This window comes from Variovorax sp. GW821-FHT06D12 (assembly GCF_059419205.1).
Genome location: NZ_JBWKRI010000005.1, coordinates 16,987 through 41,584, shown reverse-complemented (window position 1 = coordinate 41,584; position 24,598 = coordinate 16,987). Strand labels below are relative to the sequence as shown.

Annotated in this window: 14 protein-coding genes; 11 read left to right on the top strand and 3 right to left on the bottom strand. The window is 67.7% G+C overall.

Going from position 1 to position 24,598, the window contains the following annotated elements; genetic code table 11:
* Positions 1-33: 33 nt before the first annotated feature.
* Positions 34-1,755 (bottom strand): single-stranded-DNA-specific exonuclease RecJ, encoded by a 1,722-nt coding sequence (gene recJ, locus AC07SQ_RS16490; protein WP_495272472.1) that lies wholly within the window; start codon positions 1,753-1,755, stop codon positions 34-36.
* Positions 1,752-2,729 carry a hypothetical protein gene (locus AC07SQ_RS16485; protein WP_495272473.1) on the bottom strand — a complete coding sequence of 326 codons (978 nt, stop codon included), beginning with the start codon at positions 2,727-2,729 and terminating at the stop codon, positions 1,752-1,754. Before AC07SQ_RS16485 ends, recJ begins: the two co-directional genes overlap by 4 nt.
* A 123-nt stretch (positions 2,730-2,852) precedes the next feature.
* Here AC07SQ_RS16485 and AC07SQ_RS16480 point away from each other — a divergent pair, with 123 nt between their 5' ends.
* The 8 genes from AC07SQ_RS16480 to AC07SQ_RS16445 all read left to right on the top strand — a co-directional run bounded on the left by AC07SQ_RS16480 (position 2,853) and on the right by AC07SQ_RS16445 (position 20,200).
* Complete coding sequence (locus AC07SQ_RS16480; RefSeq protein ID WP_495272474.1) at positions 2,853-4,109, top strand: lipoprotein-releasing ABC transporter permease subunit; 1,257 nt, start codon at positions 2,853-2,855, stop codon at positions 4,107-4,109.
* Positions 4,102-4,779 carry a lipoprotein-releasing ABC transporter ATP-binding protein LolD gene (gene lolD, locus AC07SQ_RS16475; RefSeq protein ID WP_492686137.1) on the top strand — a complete coding sequence of 226 codons (678 nt, stop codon included), beginning with the start codon at positions 4,102-4,104 and terminating at the stop codon, positions 4,777-4,779. Before AC07SQ_RS16480 ends, lolD begins: the two co-directional genes overlap by 8 nt.
* A gap of 235 nt (positions 4,780-5,014) precedes the next feature.
* Positions 5,015-5,773 (top strand): TonB-dependent outer membrane receptor, encoded by a 759-nt coding sequence (locus AC07SQ_RS16470; protein WP_495272475.1) that lies wholly within the window; start codon positions 5,015-5,017, stop codon positions 5,771-5,773.
* A 7-nt stretch (positions 5,774-5,780) separates the two neighbouring features.
* Complete coding sequence (locus AC07SQ_RS16465) at positions 5,781-6,299, top strand: RNA polymerase sigma factor (RefSeq protein WP_495272476.1); 519 nt, start codon at positions 5,781-5,783, stop codon at positions 6,297-6,299.
* Positions 6,300-6,398: 99 nt separating this feature from the next.
* Complete coding sequence (locus AC07SQ_RS16460) at positions 6,399-7,418, top strand: FecR family protein (RefSeq protein WP_495272477.1); 1,020 nt, start codon at positions 6,399-6,401, stop codon at positions 7,416-7,418.
* Between the two features lie 100 nt (positions 7,419-7,518).
* Positions 7,519-18,819, top strand: coding sequence for a filamentous hemagglutinin family protein (locus tag AC07SQ_RS16455; RefSeq protein WP_495272478.1), 11,301 nt, complete (start codon positions 7,519-7,521; stop codon positions 18,817-18,819).
* 20 nt (positions 18,820-18,839) lie between these two features.
* Entirely contained in the window at positions 18,840-19,472 is a 633-nt protein-coding gene (locus tag AC07SQ_RS16450) for a sigma-70 family RNA polymerase sigma factor (protein ID WP_492679750.1), read from the top strand.
* 107 nt (positions 19,473-19,579) lie between these two features.
* Positions 19,580-20,200, top strand: a complete 621-nt coding sequence (locus tag AC07SQ_RS16445) for an ATP-dependent Clp protease proteolytic subunit (RefSeq protein WP_070059889.1) — start codon at positions 19,580-19,582, stop codon at positions 20,198-20,200.
* Here AC07SQ_RS16445 and AC07SQ_RS16440 read toward each other — a convergent pair whose 3' ends face one another.
* A complete protein-coding gene (locus AC07SQ_RS16440; protein ID WP_062473709.1) occupies positions 20,201-20,590 on the bottom strand; it encodes a RidA family protein in 390 nt (129 codons plus the stop codon).
* Positions 20,591-20,780: 190 nt separating this feature from the next.
* Here AC07SQ_RS16440 and AC07SQ_RS16435 point away from each other — a divergent pair, with 190 nt between their 5' ends.
* The 3 genes from AC07SQ_RS16435 (at position 20,781) to AC07SQ_RS16425 (ending at position 24,596) form a co-directional block, all read left to right on the top strand.
* Entirely contained in the window at positions 20,781-22,355 is a 1,575-nt protein-coding gene (locus tag AC07SQ_RS16435) for an ABC transporter substrate-binding protein (protein ID WP_495272479.1), read from the top strand.
* Positions 22,356-22,446: 91 nt separating this feature from the next.
* The gene (locus tag AC07SQ_RS16430; protein ID WP_495272480.1) at positions 22,447-23,643 is read left to right on the top strand and encodes a lactonase family protein; all 1,197 of its coding nucleotides are present in this window, start codon (positions 22,447-22,449) and stop codon (positions 23,641-23,643) included.
* Positions 23,640-24,596, top strand: coding sequence for an ABC transporter permease (locus AC07SQ_RS16425; RefSeq protein ID WP_095743846.1), 957 nt, complete (start codon positions 23,640-23,642; stop codon positions 24,594-24,596). The genes AC07SQ_RS16430 and AC07SQ_RS16425 overlap by 4 nt, the downstream gene beginning before the upstream one ends.
* Positions 24,597-24,598 lie beyond the last annotated feature (2 nt).

Genomic DNA, 24,598 nt, shown 5'->3' with positions numbered 1-24,598 from the left:
GAATGGATGGACGCCCAGTCTAGGCCGCCCGCGTCACACCTCTGCGCCTTCGACCAGAAAGCGCAACCGTCGCACCCCTTGCCACTCGTCCGCATCGAGCCGGAACGCCAGCTTCACGCGCGGTGGCAGCGGCTCGGTGTGGCTGAACCAGATCGCGTCGATGGGCTGGCCCTGGTGCTTGAGCTTGAGCGCCAGGTGCTTCTCGCCCACCAGCCGCTGCGACACCACCTCGACCTCCTCGCTGAAGGTGGGCGGTGCGAAGCCCTGGCCCCAGACTTCGCGGTGCAGCGTGTCGACGAGGTCGATGCGCATGTACTCGCGCGCGATCGGCCCGTCGGTCTCGATCTGGCGCGTGAGTGCGGCTTCGGCCAGCCATTCGCCGGCCACCTGGGCCAGCGCGCGCTCGAAGACGGGAAAGTGTTCGCGCGCCACGGTGCAGCCCGCGGCCATCGCGTGGCCGCCGAAGCGCAGCAGCACGCCGGGGTGGCGCTTGGCCACGAGGTCGAGCGCGTCGCGCAGGTGAAAGCCCGGGATCGATCGGCCCGAGCCCTTCAGCTCCTGCTCCTTGCCCGGCGCCGCGCTGGCCGCGAAGACGAAGGTCGGGCGATGGAAGCGGTCCTTGATGCGCGAGGCCACGATGCCCACCACGCCTTCGTGGAAGTCCGCGCCGAACACGCTGATGGCCGGCGGCGGCGCTTCCACGCCTTCGCCATTGGCCGCGAACAGCGACTCGGCCAGCAGCAGCGCCTGGTCGCGCATGCCGCCCTCGATGTCGCGCCGCTCGCGGTTGATGCCGTCGAGCATGCGCGCGAGTTCGTCGGCGCGGCCCGCGTCGTCGGTCAGCAGGCACTCGATGCCCAGCGTCATGTCGGCCAGCCGCCCGGCCGCGTTGATGCGCGGGCCGAGGGCAAAGCCGAAGTCGAAAGTGGTCGCGGCCGAGGCGGTGCGCCCCGCCGCCTTGAACAGTGCCGCCACGCCGGCCGGCATCGCGCCCGCGCGGATGCGGCGTAGGCCCTGCGCCACGAGGCGGCGGTTGTTGGCGTCGAGCTTCACTACGTCGGCCACGGTGCCGAGCGCGACCAGCGGCAGCAGCGCATCGAGCTTGGGCTGCGTGGCGGTGTCGAACACGCCGCGCGTGCGCAGTTCGGAGCGCAGCGCGAGCAGCACGTAGAACATCACGCCGACGCCGGCGATGCTCTTGCTCTCGAACTCGCAGCCGGGCTGGTTGGGGTTGACCATCACGTCGGCCAGGGGCAGCTCGGGGCCGGGCAGGTGGTGGTCGGTCACCAGCACCTGCAGGCCGCGCGCCTTGGCGGCGGCCACGCCCTCGACGCTGGCAATGCCGTTGTCGACGGTGATCAGCATGTCGGCGCCGGCCGCGGCCACGCGCTCGGCGATGGGCGGCGTCAGGCCGTAGCCGTCCACCACGCGGTCGGGCACGAGGTAGCTCACGTGCTTGCCGCCCAGCAGGCGCAGGCCGCGCACGCCGACCGCGCAGGCAGTGGCGCCGTCGCAGTCGTAGTCGGCCACGATGCACAGGCGCTTGTCCTGCGCGATGGCGTCGGCCAGCAGCACGGCGGCTTCGCGCGTGCCGCGCAGCGTGTCGGGCGGCAGCAGGCGCGCGAGCCCGTCGTCGAGCTCGTCCTTGCCGCGCACGCCACGCGCGGCAAAGAGGCGCGCCAGCAGCGGGTGCACGCCGGCCTGTTCCAGCGCCCAGACGGTGCGCGGCGGGATGTCCCGGGCAATGATCTTCATAGGGACTCCAGCACCTGCGTGGCGCGGTTGCGGTCGAACAGGCCCTTGGCCCAGCGGGCGAGGCCGCGCGGCTGCACGGTGAAAAGCTGCGCGCCGCGGTCGCCGCACAGCGAGAGCGCCACGTCGGCGCCGCGCGTGAGGTCGGCGAGCAGGCCGGCGACGGCGCCGGCGTCCAGCGCCTGCCAGGCGGCGGCCCAGGCCAGGCCGTCGTCGCGCAGCGCGGCGTCGCGCAGCGCGAGGTCGACAACCGGCGTGCGCGCAAGGGGCGGCGAGGGCAGGTCGCCGTCCTTCAGGACGCCGGTGCCGCTGAGCCAGAACGAATTGATCGGTGGCACGCCGCGCGCGGTGCGCTCGTCGTTCACGCGCTGCGTGTACAGCAGCATCTGCATCTCGTTCTGCAGCCGGCGCAGCGGCCGCGAGGCGTCGCCCAGCGGCGACCACTGCGAAATGGGGTACCCCACCGCGCGGTCGATGGAGGCCGTGGCCAGTCCATCGAAGATGGGGGCGCGGGCGAGCCAGCGGCCTGGCGTGTCGGAGGGGTGCAGCGCGATGCCGTCTTCCTCGAAGAACGGCTGCGCCACGGCCAGCAGGGCCATCGACTCGGCGGCGTCGATCTCGATGCCGCTCGGGTCGCCCAGCGCCACGTCGTCGATGCCGACCTGCCAGTTGCACAGCGTCACCTGGCCCCAGGCCTCGTGATCGCCGGGCGCGGCCAGGCCGGTCTTGCGGGCTTCGAGCGCGGCCCAGGGAATGCAGCCGTCGTCGGCGGGGGGCAGGCCGAGCGCGCGGGCCAGCGCGCGTTCGTGCGGCGGGGAGCGGGTGCTGTCGTCCTGCGTGTCGGTGTTGGCGAGCGTCAGGCGCAGCAGCAGGGTTTCGAGGTTCGGCAGCCGCAGGGTCGCGAGCGCCGCGCGGCAAGCCGGGGAACCGCGGCCGGCAAAGGGAATCAACAGATGACGTGGGAGAGGTTCGGCCATTTCCCTATTGTCCGGGATGCCACAATTCCACCGTATGACCTACCCCCTCGCTCCTCACCCCGAGTATTTGCCGCCCCCCGTGGGTGCGCCCATGCCCCTTGAGGCCACGGGGCGAGGCCGCTGATGCGATTCCCCTACGAACTGCAGCTCGGCTGGCGCTACACGCGCGCGGGCCGGGCCACGCGACGCAACGGCTTCATCTCCTTCATCTCCGGCGTGTCGATGCTCGGCATTGCCCTGGGCGTGGCGGCGCTGATCATCGTGCTCAGCGTGATGAACGGCTTCCAGAAGGAAGTGCGCGACCGCATGCTCAGCGTGGTCTCGCACATCGAGATCTTCTCGCGCGACGGCCAGGCCCTGCAGGACATCGACGCCATCATGGCCGACGCCCGCAAGAACCCCGAGGTGGTCGGCGCGGCGCCGTTCATCAACACGCAGGCGCTGATCGCCCGCGGCGAAGACATGAAGGGCGCCATCGTGCGCGGCATCGACCCCGCGCTCGAGCCCGAGGTCACCGACACCGGCGGCATCGCCAAGGGCGGCACCTTCGACAAGCTGGTGCCGGGCGAGTTCGGCATCGTGCTGGGCATCGAGCTGGCACGCTCCATGTTCGTGCAGCCTGGCGACCAGGTCACGCTGGTGGCGCCGGGCGGACAGGTCACGCCGGCCGGCGTGGTGCCGCGCCTGAAGCAGTTCACCGTGGTCGGCGTGTTCGACTCGGGCCACTACGAGTACGACTCGGCGCTGGCGATGGTGCACGAGAAAGACGCCGCCAAGGTGTTCCGCCTCGAAGGCCCGACCGGCATCCGCCTCAAGCTGAAAGACCTGCACGAGGCGCGCGAGGTGGCCGACCAGCTCGCCGTCACGCTGCCGGGCCAGTTCCTCATCCGCGACTGGACGCGCCAGAACAAGACCTGGTTCGCGGCCGTGCAGGTCGAGAAACGCATGATGTTCATCATCCTCACGCTGATCGTCGCGGTGGCGGCCTTCAACCTCGTCTCGACGCTGGTGATGACCGTGACCGACAAGCGCGCCGACATCGCCATCCTGCGCACGCTGGGCAGCTCGCCGCGCAGCATCATGGCCATCTTCGTGGTGCAGGGCGCCATGGTGGGCGTGATCGGCACCGTGGGCGGCCTGCTGCTGGGCCTGGGCATCGCCTACAACATCGACGTGATCGTGCCCTTCCTGGAGCAGCTCTTCCACGCCAGCTTCCTGCCCAAGGACATCTACCTGATCAGCAAGATGCCGAGCGACCCGCAGCAAAGCGACATCATGCCGATCGCGGTCATTTCCCTCATCCTGGCCTTCCTGGCCACGCTGTATCCGAGCTGGCGCGCCAGCCGCGTCAATCCTGCCGAGGCCCTGCGCTATGAGTGATGTCGTCCTGAAGGCCCGCGGCCTCACCAAGCGCTTCCACGAAGGCCGCATCGACCTCACCGTGCTGCACGGTGTCGACCTCGACGTGCACGCCGGCGAAACGCTGGCCATCGTCGGCGCGTCCGGCTCCGGCAAGAGCACGCTGCTGCACCTGATGGGCGGGCTCGACGCACCCACCGCGGGCAAGGTCGAACTGCTCGGCAAGGACATCGCGCATGCCGACCCCGCCGAGCAGGGCCGGTTGCGCAACCAGCACCTGGGCTTCGTCTACCAGTTCCATCACCTGCTGCCCGAGTTCAGTGCGCTCGACAACGTCGCGATGCCGCTGAAGATCCGCCGCGTCGAGGCCGGCGAAGCGTCGCAGGCCGCGGCCAAGATCCTTGCGAGCGTGGGCCTGGGCGAACGCCTGCACCACCGGCCGGCCGAGCTGTCGGGCGGCGAGCGCCAGCGCGTGGCCATTGCGCGCGCGCTGGTCACGCAGCCGGCCTGCGTGCTGGCCGACGAGCCCACCGGCAACCTCGACCGCAGCACGGCCGACGCCGTGTTCGCGCTGATGCTCGATCTCGCGCACCGGCACCGCACGGCCTTCGTGATGGTCACGCACGACCAGGACCTGGCCAAGCGCTGCGACCGCGTGCTGCAGCTGGTGGCGGGGCGGCTGGCGGGCTGAGCGTCGGTCAGCCGCTCGAGGGGCGTCCTCGGGCTTCCTGCGGCACACGGGATGCGCGCCACGCGCCAGGGCGCCGGAAGGTCTGACGTTGCAACGAGACCGTCACACGCCGGTGACAGCATGCAAGTTTCCCGACTGGCGTGCGCTCCTTGCCGACTCGACTTTTTTCCCTGCCATGGCTTTCGCATCCTCACGGCGAGCGTGACGATGCGCGCGGCATCGTTGCGCCGCGAGGGTGAGCGAGGTGCACCCTGGGTTCGCGGGCTCGGCAGGCCGCAGCGTCGCACTCTGCGCGCTCGCGCTGTCGTGGCTGGCCGGCACGGCCTGGGCGAGCGACGGATCTGCATCACCGCTGCGTGAGGGCGAGGCCCCGGCCGGCGCGGTTCCAGGCACGGGTGACGCCGCACTGGCGTTCGACATTCCCTCGCTTCCCTTGGCCGATGCGCTCAAGCGCTATGCCGCTGTCACGCGGCAGCCTGCACTCTTTCGCAGCGAAATCCTGGCCGGGCTGACGTCCTCCGCGGTGCGCGGGCTTTACGCCCCCGACACCGCGCTTGAACTGTTGCTGGAAGGCACGGGCCTGGTGGCCGAAAAGGTCCGCACGGGTTCGGCCGTCACGCTCGCGCTGAGGCCGGCGCAGGCCCGGGCGGAGGCCCCGCGCGCGGCCAGCCTTGGAAGCCTGGCGGGCTACCCCAGCCTGCTGCAGGCGCGGGTCTGGGAAGCGTTGTGCGGCAATGTGCGCACGCGGCCGGGAACGTACCGGTCCTTGCTGCGCTTCGAGGTGGACGAGGGGGGCCAGCTTCGCCGGCCGCGCCTGCTCGGCCTGACCGGCGACGCGGCCCGCGACGCCGAGATGCTGGAGGTTCTGCGGGGCGTGCGCCTCGCGCATGCGCCGCCGCCGGACCTGCCGCAGCCCTTGACGCTGCTCATCCTGCCCACCGATGCGCGCGGCGGAACGCGCTGCCGCGAGGCGGCCGGCCGCTCGCCGTCCTGACCTGTCCATGGCCGAAGACGTCCGCCCCGTGCTCATGGACTACCTGTCCAGGCACTACGACGCCCTCAAGCGCCAGCTGGGCCGCGCGTTGCGCAATGCAGACCTGGCCGAGGACGCGCTGCACGACACCTGGCTGCGCGTGAACGACCAGGGCGGAAGCGAAGCAGGGCCGATCCAGCGGCCGGGCGGCTATCTCGTGCGCATGGCGTTCAACATTGCGCTGGACATCCAGCGTCGCCAGAGCCGCAACCTGCCTTTCGAAGAAATCGATGCGCTGATGGAACTGGCCGACACGGCGCCGGGACCCGCGCGGATCGCCGAGGCGCGTTCGCAGCTGGACGCCGTGATCCAGTTGCTGGACCGCATGCCGGCGCGGCGGCGCGAGGTCGTCGTGCTCGTGCACATGGAGGGACTGACGCAGCCCGAAGTGGCCCGGCGCCTGGGCATTTCCCTGCGCACCGTCGAATACGAACTCAAGCATGCGCACGATTACCTGAGTGCCCGGATGGCCCATGACAAAAAATAGTTGCGGGATCGGCGCGGCCCGTTCGTCGTACGGAGTGAAGAATCGAATCACCCTGGCGCTCGCAGCGGGCCGAGGCCCAGAAGAAGGGTCGCGGCCGTGATGCACGACCCCCTGACGGCACCGGTCGACGATCCTGCCCTCGCGGCCGACACGACGCGGCACGAGGCCTGGGAGTGGCTGCGGCTGTTGCATTCGGGTGCCGTCAAGCCGCAGGACGCGCAGCGCTTCAAGCACTGGCTGGCGCGCAGCCCGGCGCACGCGGCGGTCTTCAAGGAGGCCAAGTCGCAATGGGCCGTGCTCGGTCAGGCCTCTGCCGGCGTGCTTCGCACCAATGCCGATGCGGCGGCGTTTCATGCGCGCCACCAGCCCCGACCGGTGCTCGCGCGCCGCGCCTTCCTCGGAGCGGCAGCGGGCGCGGCGGCCATGGCCGGTGTCGCGGGCGTGGCGGTGTTCCATCCGTCCGCGGGCTTGTGGCCCGCGCCGGCGGGATCGGGTGCCGACTACCGCACCGCCACCGGCGAGCAGCTGGAGGTGGGCCTCACCGAGCGGGTGCAGGTCACCCTGAACACCCAGACCCGCATCCGGCGCCGCACGGTGGACGGCCGGACGACCGGCGTCGACCTGCTCGAGGGCGAGGCCGCGTTCGATCTGTCGTCGGCCAGCGGCGCACGGCCCTTCGGCGTCGTGGCCGGGGCGGGCCGCAGCCTGGCCGAGTCGGGGCGTTTCGAGGTCCGCTACCTGGACGCCAAGGTGTGCGTGACCTGCATCGAAGGCGCGGTGCGCGTGGAGCACCCCGCGGGCGTGCGTGAGCTGCGCGCGCGCCAGCAGACGGTGTACGACGGCACGTCGGTGAGCAGCGTGGCGCTGGTCGGCGCCGCCAACCTGTCGGCCTGGCGCAAGGGCGAGCTGGTGTTCACGCAGGCCCGGTTGTCCGACGTGCTCGACGAGATCAACCGCTACCGGCGCGGCCGCGTGGTGCTGATGAACACGGCCGCGCGCAGCCGCCTGGTGACCGGGAGCTTCTACATCGCATCGCTCGACCTGGCGCTGGTGCAGCTGCAGCATGCCTTCGATCTCGACGCCCGTTCGTTGCCGGGCGGGTTGACCGTTCTCAGCTGAATCGGGCGGCCGTGGTGCGCGGCCTGAAAAATAAGTTGCGGGGTCGTGGGGCGCCCGTTCGTCGTAGTGCATCGACTCAACTTTCCGGCGGAAACGACTCATGAGCACACGCGGGCCCCTCACACCGATCCACGCAACGAAGGCGCACAACCGGCGGCAGGCGCGGCGCTTTCGCATGGCGCCGATCGCGCGCGCCATTGCCATGACGCTGGCGGCCAACGGCGCCCTGGTGCTGGATGCCCAGGCCCAGCAGGCCTTCAGCGGCGCCTGGTTCGCCAACAAGAGCGCGGTGCAGAACACCGCCTCGGCGACGGGCCGCCTGCCCAACGGCATGCCGGCATCGATGCTGACCAACCCGCTGGAGCAGCGCAAGGCCGGCGAACAGTTGCAGCGCTCCATGGGCAACCTGAACATGGCGGCGCGTTCCATTGCCGCGCAACAGGCGGCGCAGGCGGCCGCACGCGAGGCCGCATCGAACGGGGACTCGGACATCCCCGACGGCCTGGCCGACGGCGGGCTCAAGGTCGATACCCACAGCCTCACCGCAGGCTGGCTCAATGCCAGGGCGCCGGTGCAGACCGCCGCGGGCGGCCGCACCGTGGTCGGCATCGAGCAGACCGACGAGAAGGCGATCCTGAACTGGGAGAGCTTCAACGTGGGCAAGAACACCACGGTGAAGTTCGACCAGTCGAAGGGTCGCAACGTGAAGGACGGCACCAACAGCTGGATCGCGCTGAACCGCATCAACGACCCGAGCGGCAGGCCCAGCCAGATCGCCGGGCAGATCCAGGCTGACGGGTCGGTGTACCTGATCAACCGCAACGGCATCGTCTTCAATGGATCGAGCCAGGTGAACACGCGCAGCTTGGTCGCCAGCTCGCTGCGCCTGACCGACCAGCAATTCAAGCTGGGCATCAACAACGCGCAGCTGATGGAGCACCAGAGCGCTGAGTACCCTATTCCGCAATTCGGGGAATTCACCGCGCAGAAGCCTTGGGTTTACAGCCAGGTCGGCGGCTATGTTCCGGGCAACGGTGTTGTGCCGGACCGCCTCGGTGAGGTCGATCGATTTAACCCCGGCTTGCCGCCCGGTGCCGTCACGGTCGCGGCAGGCGCAGGGCTGGATGTGAGCAGCGGCGGCAAGATCATGCTCTTCGCGCCCAAGGTGAGCAATGCCGGGCGCCTCTTTGCGCCGGACGGCCAGGTCATCCTGGCGGCCGGCGAAAACGTCTACCTCAAAACCCCCTCGGCGCAGGACCTGAATCCGGTGCGCGGGCTGGACGTTGCCGTGTCGGCAGTTCCGGGTTGGGCATTGAATAGTTCGTTTTTGAATGCCGCGCTTGGTTTGTCGCAGGTCCCCTATCCATACGCCATCGGCGTGCGCGATGTCGTGATGCCGGAAATGGCCGCGCGCGCGAAGGCGGTGGGTTACGAAGTGGTCAACAACGGCGTCGTGCAGGCCGACCGGGGCAACATCACCCTGCAGGCACAGGACGTTCGCCAGAACGGCGTGTTGCTGTCCACCACCGCTTTGAACAACCGCAATGGTTCCATCCAGTTGCGTGCCTGGGGTTTGGCGACACGCGAGTATGGCAGCGACATTGACCGGTTTTACAACTGGTCGGCAGGCACCCTGACGCTGGGCAGTGGCAGCGTGACGCAAATCATGCCGGACGCCACCGACACCAGCGAGATCGAAGCGTCCGCGCTGGGCACCCGCTACCAGCCGGGCTGGATCGGCATGTACGGCAAGCTGATCGACATCCAGTCGAAAGCCGGCGTGCTGGCACCCGCAGGCAAGATCAACATCGAAACGGCGGCCAACCCGTTGTTCAGGGGCGCGCTGCAGAGTGCGGGAGACGACAGCCGGATATACCTCGACAGCGATGCCTTCCTCAGCGTGGCGGGTCTGCGCGACATGCTGGTGCCGATGTCGCGCAACTTCGTCGAGGCGGAGTTGCGCATCAACGAGTTGCGCGATTCACCGCTGCTGCTGAACTCCTGGTTGCGCGGCCAGAAAGTGATTGTCGACCGCCGGGAAAACGGCGTGTTCGGCAACGGACCGATGGCGGGGGTGAAGTGGGTCCAGAGGACGGACGGCAACGGCCAGATGGTCTACATGCCAGGCGAGTGGGCAGGCACCCCACTGGCGGATGTGACCGGCTGGATAGGCGTGGGCAAGACCGACCTTCGGGAGCTGTCGGCCGACGCCGGCAGCATCATGCTGCGTGCCGGCGGCGCCGTCATCACGCGTGCCGGCTCGCTGCTCGACATCTCCGGCGGTTCGGTGCGCTATTCGGACGGCATGAACACCGCCACAAAACTTGCGGGCGCCAATGGCGGCATCTACACGATGAGCAGCGCCATGCCCGACATGGAATACACGGGGCTTGCCGGCCGGTTCGCGCAAACGCATGCGCGTTGGGGCGTGAACACGACCTGGCGCAGCGCGTTGATAGGCGGCGACTTCAAAGAAGCCGGGTACACCGAAGGCCGCAAGGCTGGCGCGGTCCAGATATTCGCCGGTGACGCCATGGTGCTCGAAGGCGATATGTGGGGCGGTGTCATCACGGGTGATCGTCAACAAAATAAACCGGCCAGCAACAAAGGGGGGCAGTTGGTGCTGGGTGGCGGCAGGGTGGAGGACAAAGCCTGGTCGCCAGGCACCCTCATCGTCAGCCATGATCCCAAACGCCCGGGCAATGCATTCAACGCCGGTACCGCTCTGGGCTCGGACTTCTACGTTCCCCTGGACCCCGTCACTCCGAGGTCAAAGAAATTAACTTTTCTGTCCGACGACATGCTTGGTAGTTCGGGCATGGGGCAGGTTAATTTCTTCATCATCAACGGCGACGTTGAGCTGGCCACGGGCGCCAAACTCGAGTTCTCGCCCGCAACCTCGTTTGTCGTTACCGGTGGTGAAAATTCGACCGGCACCATCCGTGTCAACGGCATGGTCCGGTCGGCAGGCGGTTCCATATCCCTTGATTCGCTCTACGGACAACTGGAGATTGGCGCGCAGGGCCGCCTGGATGTTTCCGGCCAATGGATCAATGCCTGGCGTGACGGCAGGTCCTCCGGGCCTTGGGCCATGGACGGCGGTGCCATCACCCTCAAGGCCGGCAAAATCCTTGCCGACAAGAACGCCGTGTTGGATGTTTCCGGTGGCGGCCGCATCGATATCGGCAAGAAGGGCTTGCCTGCATTGCGTGTGGGCAACGCCGGCTCCCTCAGCTTGACGGGCGTTACGCCGGACATGGATCTGGGGTCATTGAACCTGCGTGCGTATGCAGCGGGTTCAGCCGGCAGCCTGTTCCTTGAAACGCCTTCATCCGTGCAAGTGGGCGGTGCAAGCAACGATCCCGCGGTCGTGGCCTTGCCCGCCAACCTGTTTGGCGACCGCGGTTTTGGCACCGTGTCAGTCGCGGTCCGCGGCAACGGCGGCATCGTGGTGCCTGACGGTGCGACCGTGACGCAGCAGGCGGTCGGTATCGATTTGAATTCTTCTTTTGCCTACCACGACGTGGCGACCGGCACGAGCCTTGCCAGGGTAGCGCCGATTGCCGTGCTGAGCCCGCAGGAGCGTCTCGAGCGCAGGCCGGGCGGACTGACCCTGGGCACGGAAGCCGGCGACATCCATGTCGGGTCGGGTGCATCCATCGTGACCGATACCGGCGGCAAGTTGACATTGGCTGCAGGTGGCGCAGGTGCGCTGACGATACGGGGTCGCCTGGAAGCGCCTGCGGGACGGATTGACCTGAGCGGCAAGACCGTCAGGCTGGAGCCGGATGCGCAGTTGCTGGCACGCGGCGTCCCTGCGATTGACCTGGACAAAACCGGGCACCTTCAAGGCAAGGTGTTGTCGGGTGGTGTCGTCGATATTCGTGCCGCGGATGTGCAGCTGGCGGCGGGTTCGCTGATCGACGTGTCGGGCGCGAGCGGGGAGATTGAACAGGCGCAGGCAGGTGGTGCATTCGGACGGGTCAGCTACAAAAAGCTGGGGCTGGCCAGTGACGGCGGTGCAATCAACATTCGTGGCGAAGGGCTGGTTGCTTCCACGTTGGTCGGGAAGGCCGGGGGGACGGGCGCGCAAGGCGGCTCCGTGTTGATCCAGCAAGTGGCCGCCGGTGCGAGCACCAATCTGGCCGACAAGCTTCTGCAGTCCTTTTGCCAGATCGATTCGTCCTTCTGTACACCGGAAAGCGTCGTCGGGGTCGATTTTGCGCTTCTGCTGGGATACAGCCCCGGCGAAAAAGCACCCATGGTCATCACCCAGGCGGTGCTTGACCATCTGGGCTCGGCATCCAGGAATTCGTTGGTCGTTTCCAATACGGCGTCTTCCGGCGCAGGGCAGGGTGGGCCCGGAATTGACTACGCTGCGCTTGGAATGAGCGACGAGGTCGTGGATTTGTTCAAGAACGAACTCTTCATCGACCTGCGTGCCTTGACCCCGTCGAGTTCATTGCTGGTGGCGCGTCCGAAATCTTTTGCCGAAGGTGGTTTTGCCAACCTCGCTCTGGCCTCCCAGGGTGGTTCGATTGAACTGGGTGATGTGCGGCTTTCCGCGAACCGGAGCATCACGGTCGACGGCACGCTGCGCCATGCCGTCGGGGAATCCGGACACGCAAGCCTGGCGGCGGCCTATATCGGGCTCAAACAAACTGCTTCCCTCATTGCGCCGGCTGCCACGGCCAATCGCACGGGAAGTTTGACCTTGAACGCGGACGTGATTGATGTCGTGGGTGGCGTCAATGGACCTGGGTCCACCTTCGGGCCTGCGAGCATTCGCAGCTTTGCGAAAACGTCATTGAATGCGTCGGAACTCCGCTTCAGCGCGAAGAACGCCGCAGTGGATCCAGGCATGGCGGCGGATGCCGTCACGGCAACACTGGATGTGGACGGTGCATTGGCCATCACCGCCGGCCTGGTTTACCCGTCCGTCGCCGTGAACGCAAAAATCCTGTCCGGTGAATCCATCACCGTGGGGCGTTCCGGAAATTCTTCCGTGCTGCCTTTGTCGGCAGGAGGGACGTTGCGGTTGGAGGCGCCGGTGATTGAACAGAACGGCGTGCTGCGGGCCCCGTTCGGGCAGATCGAACTGGTTGCCGGTGATCGTTTGACGCTGGGCACTGGCAGTATCACGTCGGTCTCGGGTGCGGGCCTGACGGTGCCCTACGGGACGCTGTCGAACAACGAGCACTGGAACGACCCGACGAAGGCGAGCGATGACGCCAATCCCTCGAACGGTTCGTTGACGTCGCCGCCCGAGAAGCGGATCACGATGAAGTCGCCGAATGTCGACCTCGCCAAAGGCGCGGTCATCGACATCGGCGGCGGCGGTGATCTGTACGCCTGGGAATTTGTTCCCGGCCCGGGCGGCTCGAACGATTTGCTGACGCGGCCCGGCATGTATGCCGTCCTGCCGGGCCAGCAGGCCACTGCGCCCGTCAGCGGTGTGGAGGCTGGCAGCCGAATCTGGCTGGCCGGTGGCCCCGGCCTGGCGGCCGGCTGGTACACCTTGCTGCCTGCGCGCTACGCCCTGCTGCCCGGCGCCTTTGCCGTGCAGGCCACCGGCAAAGCCTGGGCGGGCGAGGCCGCGCCCGGCTTCGCCACGCGCGACGGCAGCATCATCATGCAAGGCAAGAACAGCAACGCCTACGGCCACAGCGAAGATGCGCAAGCCTCTGTCTGGCGCGTCATGTCCGGCAGCACCCTGCGCAAATACAGCGAATACAACGAAGCCTTCGCCAACGACTTCTTCTCATCGGACGCCTTCAAGCTCACGCAATACCGCTTGACTGGGCAGGACGTTGTGACCCCGCGCCTGCCGCGCGACGGCGGCGCTGTCGTGTTCGAAGCCACCACGCGCCTGACGCTGGACGGCACGCTGCTGTCGCAGGCCGACAAGGGCGGGCGCGGCGGCTTGGTCGACATCGCCGGCAAGAAGATCGCCATCGTCGGTGCCGGCCGGGACGCAGGCACGCTGCAGGCAGACGGCTACCTCACGATCGATGCCGCCAGCCTCTCGAACTTCGGTGCCGGCAGCTTGCTGGTTGGCGGCACGCGCAAGGGAGACCTGTTGGGCACGCAGCTCGACGTGACGGCCACTGACATCGTGGTGAGAAACGGCACCGGCTCCGAATTGTTCGCCCCGGAGATCATCCTGGCCGCCACCGACAAGGTCGCGGTGGACGCCGGCAGCCTCGTCAGCGCCAAGGGCACGGGCGCCAGCAGCAGCGGCAACCTGATCATGAAGCCGCAGCAGGCTGCGGTCTACGACAGCAAAGGCACACCCGACACCGCCGACGATGTTCTGGTGACGCCGGTCAAAGACTGGGGTGCGTTGATTCGCGTGGCCAATGGCGAGGCGATCAAGGTCGTCCGCCAGAATGTGGACACCACGCAAGGCGGTGTGGTCACCATCGGTGCCGGTGCAGTCCTGAACGGTGGCGAATCCCTGCTGATCGACGCCACGCGCACCACGGAGCTTGCAGCATCGGCGCAGATCTCAGGCGTTGACCTCTCGGTGGCCGCCGGCCGCATTGGCTTCGGCGGCAGCGGCAGCGGCATGGTGCTGGACAGCGCCGGTCTGGCCCAGTTGGCCAACTCAAAACACCTGACCCTGCGCAGCTACTCGAGCTTTGACTTCCACCAACCGGTCGATCTCGGTGCGGCGGGCCTGGCTTCGTTGACCTTCGACGGCGCAGCCTTCACCGGTCATGGCGGCGACATCGTCATCAAGGGCGACACGATTGCGCTGGAGAACAGCGGCGCCAACCTGGCCGCAACAGGCAACGGTACCGGCAACTTCACGCTGGACGCCACCACCCTGGTCCTGGGGGCGGGCCAGAAGAACTTCGCCGGCTTCAATCGCATTGCCTTGGGTGGCCGTGATCAGATCGTCGGTACTGGCAAAGGCGGCATCGACACCGGCGCCATCGCGCTGACCTTGAACACCCCGCTGCTCACGGGCCGCGGCGGTGCCGCACAAAGCATCACCACCACCGGTGCATTGCAAGTCCTGGCAACAGCAGGGGGTGATTCAGCCCCACAAGATCTGCAGGACAGCCTCGGTTCACGCCTGAGCCTGTCTGGCGCCAGCATTGTGTTCGGTGGCCGCGCTGTTGCGCTTGGCGGCAGCGTCGACATGACGGCGACTGCCGGCAGCCTGACCCTGGGCGATGGCGCGCAGATCGATGTCGGCGGCTTTGCCAAACAGTTCTTCGACGTGGCCGCGTATGCCGATGCGGGAAACATCAAGCTCTCGGCTGTGGGCGGCGACGTCCGGCTCGATAGCGGCAGCACTCTGAATCTTGCTGCTCACAAGGACGGCGGCAACGCCGGCGCCTTGAATGTTGCGGCCGCCAATGGCGGCACCGTCGTGCTGGACGGCACGATCAATGCACGAGCGGGCACGGGCGGCAAAGCCGGTGCCTTCTCGCTCGATATTGCCGAGCTGGCGGACTTCGCCGGCTTCAGCCAGCGTCTGAATGTTGCGGGCTTCAACCGCTCACGGCAGTTCCGCATTCGCCAGGGCGATATCACGCTGGACGGCACCACCACGGTGGAAGACTTCGGCCTGACCACCGACCAAGGCAGGATCACGATTGCCGGCACCGTCGATGCAAGGGCCGCTTACGGCGGCGCCATCCGCATCACCGGCGGCAATGGGGTGACGATGAATGCCGGCGCGCAGCTGTTGGCGGGCGCCACCGGTGAGCTTGGCAGCGGCCGCGTCACCCTTGAAGCGGCAGGCGGGCAACTGGACCTGCAGGGCGGCGCCATCAACGTGGCCGGCAACGAAGGCGGCAAGGTCAGGCTGCGTGCGCAGCAAAATGCCGCCCACAACGACCTCAACGCCACCGCCGTCAACGTCAGCATCGCCGGTGCGCGCTCGGCGGTGCTCGAAGGCGTTGCCACCTACAACAGCAGCACGGTCGACTCCGTCAAGGCCGCTGCAATTGCCGATGCCAACCAGTTCAGCGCTGCGGCGCCCGCTGTGGCGGCACGCCTGGGCACCAGCCTGGCCGTCATGCCCGGCATCACGATCGAAAGCGCCGGCGACCTGGCCATGAACAGCGACTGGAACCTGCGCAGCGACTTTGCCAGCGCAAGGGAAGGCACGCTCACGCTGAGGGCTGGTGGCAACCTGGTCGTCAATGGTCACTTGAGTGACGGCTTTGACACCGCCGACCGCGCAGGCAAGCTGCAGGAAGGCGCTTCGTGGAACCTGCGCTTGGTCGCAGGCGCCGACCTGGACTCGGCCCACACGCTGGCGGTCAAGCCGCTGGCGGCGCAAACCGCGGGCAGCGGCAGCATCACCGTCGGCACGGCCGACACCAACCCGGACGCCGCCATAGACAACGGCGCAGGCAAGCTGGTTCGCACCGGCACCGGTGACCTCGAGGTGCGTGCGGGCAGAGACCTGACGCTGGCGCACAAGGAGTCGGTGATCTACACGGCTGGACGCAAGGACATGACGGCCTGGAGCGACTTCACAACGGCCAATGCGGCCGCGATCTACGGCACTGACGGCGGCAACCTGGACATCAGTGCGCAGGGCAGCGTCGTGGCGCAGCCGGCCGGCCAGCGATTTACGGAGTGGTTGAACCGGCAGGGTGCCCTCAACCCGCAGGGCTACTTCGGTGAATACGAGAGTGGTGAGTACGGTACCCGGCCGGACGGTACCTGGGGCCCTCTGACGCTGCCGCCCGAGCAATCGAGTTGGTGGATCAACTACGGCGCGTTCAAGCAGGGTGTGGGCGCGTTGGGCGGCGGCAACGTCACCGTCAACGCCGGCGGTGACCTGGGCAACCTGGTGGTGGTGTTGCCGACGACCATGCGCATGCGCGGCGGCCGCTCGGCCACCGAAGCGATGGCCATGGAAACGCGCAATGGCGGCACCATGACCGTCGAGGCCGGCGGCGCGATACGCGGGGGGCAGTACTACGTGGCACGAGGCGCCGGCGATATCAAGGCCGGTGAAACAGCGGTCGGCAACACGGTATCGGTTATATGGAACGAAGGGGCCGTTGATAGCCGTACCTACACCTTTTCTGTGGCACCGGTATTGGCTTTGGGCGATGCCACCATGAAAGTGCGTACGGCGGGCGACTTGCGCGTGCAGACGGTGGTGGACCCTCTCCTTGTCCGCCATGGTGACGACGGGAGCGGTGCAGGTGCCTTGCCGAAACTGGATTACGGCGCTTACATGAGCGGCTACACGGATCGCACGGCACTCAAGCTGGTGTCCACCGGCGGAAATATCACGTTTGTCAATCAGCCCGAATTCATATTCCACGACCTGTCCCTGAGCTCCGGCTACACCGGCCAGAACAACCTGATCGGCGCGGCTGGCAACCGTTTCCCGGCGCGCACAGCTGCTTTTGCCATGAACGGCAGCCTTGAAATACAAGGGCCTTTGTGGGTCATGCCAGCCGCGACGAATGATGTGCAATTTATTGCGCAAGGTGACATACGCTTTGCGACACAGAATCGCGAAGCTCTTTTTCAGTTGGGCAGTCGCGGGGACCTGGAAGCGCAGCTGGCCATGCCCCGTGCCACCCCCGGAATGTTGCCTTCCGCGTTCTTGCCCAGCGCTGGGGCCACGGGTTCTGAGGCTATGGAAAGGTTGCTTGCCAACCAGATGTGGTCCCATGTAATAGCCACCTCACTCAACAACCCGGATGTGTTGCCCTTGGCAAGCGACTTTGAACCGAGCCGCATTTATGCCGGACAGGGTTCCATCCTGGGGCTTGACCTGACGACCAATGAGCAAACCTGGGTGCGGGCCGGGACCGATATCCGCGGCGTGCGTGTCAATGCGCGAAATGTGCGTGCCAGCGACGTGACCTTGCTGGAGGCGGGCAACGATTTCCTGGCCATGGCGAACGTGCGTGCTGCAACGCTGAACATGCCCGAGGATACGGGCAGCATTGCGATACAAGGGCCCGGCACCCTGGTGCTGTCCGCCGGGCGTGACGTCTATGCCGACAACCTGAAGGTCCAGACCCTGGGCAACCAGCAATATGACCTGAACAACCGCCCCATGGCCGGCACCCAGATCAAGGGCCTGCCCGAGCAGGGTGCCTCGATCACGGTGATGGCGGGCATGAACGGCGCGGTGGGCTACGGCGCGTTCGCCAGCGCCTACCTCGACCCGTCGAAGGTGGCATCCATGCCTTCGTACCTTCAAAGCGCCGGCGCCGACGGCAGCGTGCTCCCGGCCTACCTGACCGATCGGGTCGAGACCCGCCCGGGCGGGCAGGAAAAAACCGTGCGCCGCGGCCTCGTCTCGTTCATGTCGGACATGACCGGCGAAAAGCTGGAGCCGCTCGAAGCCTGGGCGCGCTTCCAGAAATTGCCCCAGCTTGCGCAGCAGCAGTTCCTGCGGCAGGTGTACCTGCTCGAACTGCGCGAAGCCGGGCGCGACCAGAACGAACCGGGCACCGGCGGGCTGCCGCGCAACGGCGGCTACAACCGCGGCTACGCGGCCATCAAGACGCTGTTCCCGGGCGACGACTGGAAGGGCGACGTGGCGGCCAACAAGCTCATGCTGCGCACGATGGCCGGCGGCGACATCGACGTGCTCACGCCCGGCGGGGGCCTGCAGGTGGCGGCGCTGGGCGCCACGGTGCCGGCCGGCTATGGCCTGGTGACGCTGGCCTCGGGGCACATCGGCATCTTCGCGAAGGACGACGTGACGGTGAACCAGTCGCGCATCCTGTCCTTCGTGCCCGAGGTCACCAAGCAGGGCAGCGACCAGATCATCTGGGCCACCGACGGCGACATCGATGCGGGCCGCGGCTCCAAGACGCTGCGCGTGCCGTCGGCACCCGAGGTGGTCACCGATCTGGACGGAAATACAACCATCCGCGAGAAGTCGGACATGAGCGGCAGCGGCATCGGCACCGTGGGCGACGGCGACGTCGACCTGGTCGCGCCGCGCGGCACCGTGAACGCCGGCGATGCGGGCTTGCGCGTGGCGGGCAACCTGAACATTGCGGCGCTGCAGGTGCTCAACGCGGACAACATCCAGGTCAAGGGCGAGACCAAGGGCCTGCCGGTGATCGCGTCGGTGAACATCGGCGCGCTCACCAATGCGAGCGCTGCCGCTGCGCAAGCGACGGCCGCGGCGCAGGACGCGGTGCAGCGCGAGCGCGCGGCCGCGCGGCAGGCGCTGGCGTCGGTCTTCACGGTGCGCGTGCTCGGCTTCGGCAACGAGCCCGCACAAGAGGGGCGCGACGCGCCGGCGCCGCGGTCGGGACTGCAATCCGGGGCGCAGGTCGACTACGACCCGCAGAACCCCGTGCAGGTGGTGGGCATGGGCCGCAAGATCGACCCCAGGCACTGGGCCGCCCTGAGCAGCGACGAGCGTCGTCGCCTGCAGCAGGACCGCTAGGCGGGCAGGGGCGGCATGTCATGGCACCCAGTGTCCTTTGCGAACAGGAAGCACCGGCGCGCGACGAGGCGGCCGATGCGCTGCGGGACGAAGCGCAGCGTCGCCTGGCGCTGCAGGTTTTTCTCTGCGCCAACTACGAAGGGTTGCGGCGCAAGCTGACCCGCCATCTCGGGTGCGCCGAGATGGCCAGCGAATGCCTGCACGACGCCTGGCTGCGGCTGGGCCACCTGCGGGTGGGCGCGCCCGTGGAAAACCCCAGCGCCTACGTCTATCGCGTGGCCTGCAACCTGGCCATGGACCGGTTGCGCAGCGAGGGGGCATGGCGCTATGTGGACGACCCGCACACCGCCGTCGAGTCGGCCATCGACCACGCGCCCGGGCCCGAGGACATGGCCGAGGTGCGCGCCGAAGTCGGTTCGGTCGACCGCGCGATGCAGGGCCTGCCGCGGCGTCACCGGGCGGTGCTCGAGGCCTTGCGCATCGAGGAGAAGACGCGCCAGGAGGTGGCCTCCCACTACGGGCTGTCGCTGCGCAACGTGGATACCGTCCTGCGCCAGGCGCTGGACCATTGCGGCGCGATGACGGGCCGGCCGGTGCTGGCCGGCGTCGGTACACCCCGAAGGGCCGTGGTGTCGCCCCGGATGGCCGCCTGAGCGGCAAGTGGCACCGTGGCACCACGGTGCTGCTTGCCACGGCAGGCGCAATGTCACGAAACTGTGGGCTTGTTCGTCAAGACAGTTCAACCACAGGAGCTTTCTTCATGCAGCCCATGTTTTCAACACTGGAAACCGACGACGACACACCGCCCGCGGCCACGGCCGAGCCGCGCAATTCCTACCTCGAGGAGAAAGCGTTCAAGTCGCGCACGCTGCTGATCTTCGGCAGCATCACCGACAGCGTGGCCGCCGACGTCACGCGCCGGCTCATCGCGCTCGATGCCGACAGCGGCGACAAACCCATCGACATCCTCGTGAGTTCGCCCGGCGGGCACCTGGAGTCGGGCGACGCGATCCACGACGTGGTGCGCTTCATCAGCGCGCCGGTGCACATGATCGGCACCGGCTGGGTGGGCAGCGCGGCCACGCACCTGTTCCTGGCGGCGCCGCGCGAGCGCCGCGTGTGCCTGCCCAACACGCGCTTCCTGATCCACCAGCCCAGCGGCGGCGCGGGCGGTCAGGCGACCGACATCGCGATCCAGGCGCAGGAAATCATCAAGGCCCGCCAGCGCATCGCGCACGAGATCGCGCGCGAAACCGGCAAGCCCATCGACGTGGTGCTGGCCGACATCGAGCGCGACCGCTGGCTGTCGGCCACGGAGGCCGTCGAGTACGGGCTGGTCTCGCGCATCGTGCAGCGCAAGACCGAGTTGCGACCGGCCTGATCAGGCCTTGGGCTTGTAGGCGACGACGTCGATCTCGACCTTCGCATCGACCATGAGGCGCGCCTCGGTGGTCGAGCGCGCCGGCTTGTTTTCACCGAAGTAGCTCATGTAGACGCGGTTGAAGGCACCAAAGTCGCGCGCGTCGTGCAGCCAGACGGTGCTCTTGCACACGTCGTCGAGCGTGGCGCCGGCCAGCGCGAGCACGGTCTTCAGGTTCTCCATCACCTGGCGCGTCTGCACCTCGATGCCGCCGGCCACGATCTCGCCCTGCGCGTTGGCGGGCACCTGGCCCGACACGTAGACGAAATCGCCCGCGCGCACGGCGGGGGAGAAGGGGCGGGCCTGGCGGTCGGAAGCGATGGGCGGGGCGCCGAGGTATTCGAGGGGCATGGGAACTCCTGGGAGTGACAAGGTTGAGGGGCGGGTGAGGGCCGCAGTATCCGTCTGAATTGAAAGACTTTTTCAGAATAACCCCTCAACAAGGGTTAACACGGATGATTTGGCATGAAGTCTGCTTCAGAGTTCGGCCTAGAAAGAAAATTTCTTTCATAAATCAGTCCGCCCCATGAAGGAGTTCTCCATGTCTCACGCCGGTCTTGTCCAGCGCCTGCCCCGCCTGTCGAAGCGCAGCCTGCTGGGAGCTTCCCTGCTCGCGATGCTGTGTGCCGCACTGCCTCACCCCAGCGCCCACGCGCAGGGCCCGCGCAACTTCGCCACGCTGGCGATGGTGGCCGAGCCGCAGACGCTCGACCCGATGGCCTCCACGGCCGATCTGGTCGGAACCATCATGCAGCACGTGTACGAAACGCTGTACACCTTCGACGCCAAGTGGAACGTGGTGCCGATGCTGGCCGAGGGCATGCCCAAGATCTCGGCTGACGGCAAGACCTACGCCATCACGCTGCGCAAGGGCGTGGCGCTGCACAACGGGCGCGAACTCACGGCCGACGACGTGGTCGCCAGCCTGCAGCGCTGGATGGACCAGTCGCCGCGCGGCAAGGCCGTGGGCAAGGAGATCGAGAGCCTCAAGGCCAAGGGTCCGCTGGGCGTGGAGATCGTGCTGAAGGCGCCGTATGCGCCGCTGCTGTCGCAGCTGGCGCTGCCCAGCGGCATGGCGGCCATCATGGCCAAGGACTCGATCGCTTCGCCGCTGAAGGATTTCGTCGGCACCGGCCCCTACAAGTTCAAGGAGCGCCGCCCCGACCAGTTCGTGCTGCTCACGCGCTTCGACAAGTACGCCGCGCGCAAGGAGCCCGCGAGCGGCTACGGCGGCAAGCGCGAAGCCGCCATCGAAGAGCTGCGCTTCGTGCCCGTGCCCAACGCCAGCACCCGCGTCGAAGGCGCGCTGGCCGGCCAGTACGACTTCGCCGACCTGCTGCCGGTGGAAGCCCTGCCGCGCCTGGAGAAGGCCGGCGGCAAGACGCTGCCGATCATGACGCCGTCGTTCGGCTTCCCCTACCTCGTGCTCAACACCAAGGAAGGCGTGGCCGCGAGCCAGCCGGTGCGCCAGGCGATCCAGACCGCGCTGGGCCAGGGCGAGATGCTCGCGGCCGGCTTCGGCGACACGCGCTTCTTCGTGGCCGAGGCCAACCACTTCCCCAAGGGCTCGCCCTTCTACTCGGCGGCCGGCGCCGACCACTACAACCAGCGCAACGCCACCAAGGCGAAGGACGCCGCGGCCAAGGCCGGCTACAAGGGCGAGCCGATCCGCGTGCTCACCAGCCGCCAGTACGACTTCCACTACAACATGTCGCTGCTGATGGCCGAGCAGCTCAAGCGCGCCGGCTTCAAGGTCGATCTCAACGTGGTCGACTGGGCCACGCTGGTGCAACGCCGCAACGACCCGAAGCTGTGGGACATCTACGTGACCCACTCGGGCCAGTTCCCCGAGCCCATGCTCTCGCCGCCGCAACTGGGCGACGGCGCGCCCGGCTGGTGGGATTCGCCCGCCAAGAAGGCCGCACTGAGCGCCTTCAACACCGAGAGCGACCCGGCCAAGCGCGGCGCGCTGTGGGGCAAGGTGCAGCAGGTGGTGTACGACGAAGTGCCCTACATCAACGTCGGCAAGTTCAACGGCCTCTCGGCCAAGAGCCCGGCGCTGGACAACTACCAGCCCGCGACCTGGCCGTTCTTCTGGAACGCGAAGATCAAGTAAGGCCGCAAGCACCGCCATGCCGTCGCGTCGTCAACTTCTGCAAGTCAGCGCACTGGCCTCCGGCCTCGGCGCCCTCGGACTCAAACCATCCATGGCCACTCCCGCTCAAGCCACCACTTCGGGCCCCGTGTACGCCTACGTCGGCACCTACAGCGACGGCGGCAAGCCGTGGCGCGGCGGGCGCGGCCTGGGCGTGCACCAGTTCGTGGTGGACGGCGCGACCGGCGCGCTCAAGCCCATCCCCGGTGCACCACCGGCCGTGGCCAGCGCGGGCAGCGATGCCAAGCTGCGCAACCCTGCCTCGCTCGCACGTCACCCGACGCTGCCGATGCTCTACGCCGCCAACGAATTTGAGGCCGGCTCCGTCTCGGCCTTCCGCATCGGCGCGAACGGCGCGCTGTCGTTCGTGGCCGAGATGCCCTGCGGCGGCAAGGACCCGGCGCACCTGAGCGTGCATCCCGACGGCCGCTACGTGTTCACCGCCAACTACGCCAGCGGCGACGTCAGCGTGATTGCGCTGCGCACCGACGGAAGCTTCGACACCGACCGCGCCGCCGTCGTCTACAAGGACGTCGCAGCCTGCGGCGCCGCCACGCCCTGCAAGCCCGGCGCCGACGTGGTGCCGCTGGCCGCGCGTTCGCACGAAGGCTTTGCCACCAGCGACCACGACGGCCCGCACGCCCACATGGTGCAGGCCGACCCGGCCGGCAACTTCGTGCTCGTGGCCGACCTGGGGCTCGACCGCGTCATCTCGTACCGCTTCGACCGCGCCACCGGCGTGCTGAGCCAGCCGAGCACAGTGGCCGTGTCCGAGAGCTCGGGCGCGCGCCACTTCGCCTTCCATCCGAACGGCAAGTGGGTCTACCTCGTCAACGAAGAGGCCTCGACCATCGCCTTCCTGCGCTACGACGGCGCCACCGGCGTGCTCACGCTGGTGAGCGAGACCTCGGCGCTGCCCGCCGGCTTCAAGGGCACCAGCTACGCCTCGGGCATCCGCATGCTGCCGGGCGGCACGCACTTCGTGTCGCTCAACCGGCTGCACGATTCGATCTCGATCTTCAAGGTCGATGCGCGCACCGGCGCGCCCACGCTCGTGCGCGAGGAGTGGACGCGCGGCAACTACCCGCGCAGCTGCACGCTCGAGCCGAGCGGGCGCTTTCTCTACGTGTGCCACAACAAGCAGGGCGACAACGTGACCATCTTCCGCGTGAAGAAGAACGGCGACGTGCAGTTCACCGGCCAGTACGTGGCCGTCGGCAGCGCCGCCGCCATCGAGTTCTCGTCATGATCAAGAGCGCATCGCTTCGCTACATCGCCTCGCGCGCGGGCGGCATGCTCATCGTGCTGGCGCTGGTGGCCGTGCTGGTCTTCGTGCTCACGCGTGCCGCCTCGGGCGACCCCATCTCGGTACTGCTGGGCGACCAGGCCACCGCCGCCGACATCGCCCGCGTGCAGAAGGACTACGGCCTCGATAAACCCCTGCCCGTGCAGTTCGGCTACTGGCTGCGCGAAGTGCTGCAGGGCAACCTGGGCACATCGATCTTCCTGCAGCGCCCGGTCACGCAGGCACTGTGGGAACGCGCAGAACCGACCACCTTGCTCGCGCTGCTGGCCGTGGCCATCGCCGCGCTCATCGGCGTGCCCTGCGGCATCGTCTCGGCCGTGTTTCGCGGCCGCGTGGTCGACCAGTTCTTCACCGGCATCGCGATGCTGGGCGCCAGCATCCCCAGCTTCTGGCTGGGCATCGTGCTGATCCAGATCTTCGCGGTGTCCTTCGGCTGGTTCCCGGTGTCGGGCTACGGCGCGCCCGATGCACCCTTTGCCGAGAGATTGCACGCGCTGGTGCTGCCGGCCACCGTGCTGGGCCTCTTGAACTCCGCACTCATCATCCGCTTCACGCGCGCCTCGATGCTCGACGTGCTGGGCGAAGACTACGTGCGCACCGCGCGCTCCAAGGGCCTGAGCGAGAAGGTCGTCGTCTTGAAGCACGCGCTGCGCAATGCGCTGGTGCCCATCGTCACCGTGATCGGCCTCACGGTCGCACTCATGATCGGCGGCGCTGTCATCACCGAGACCGTGTTCGGCCTGCCGGGCGTGGGCAACTTGGTGGTCAACGCCGTGCTGCGGCGCGACTACCCCGTGATTCAAGGTGCACTGCTCGTGATCGCCGCGATCTACGTGCTCATCAATTTCTCGATCGACCTGCTGTATGCGGTGGTCGATCCGCGCGTGAAGGTCTGAAC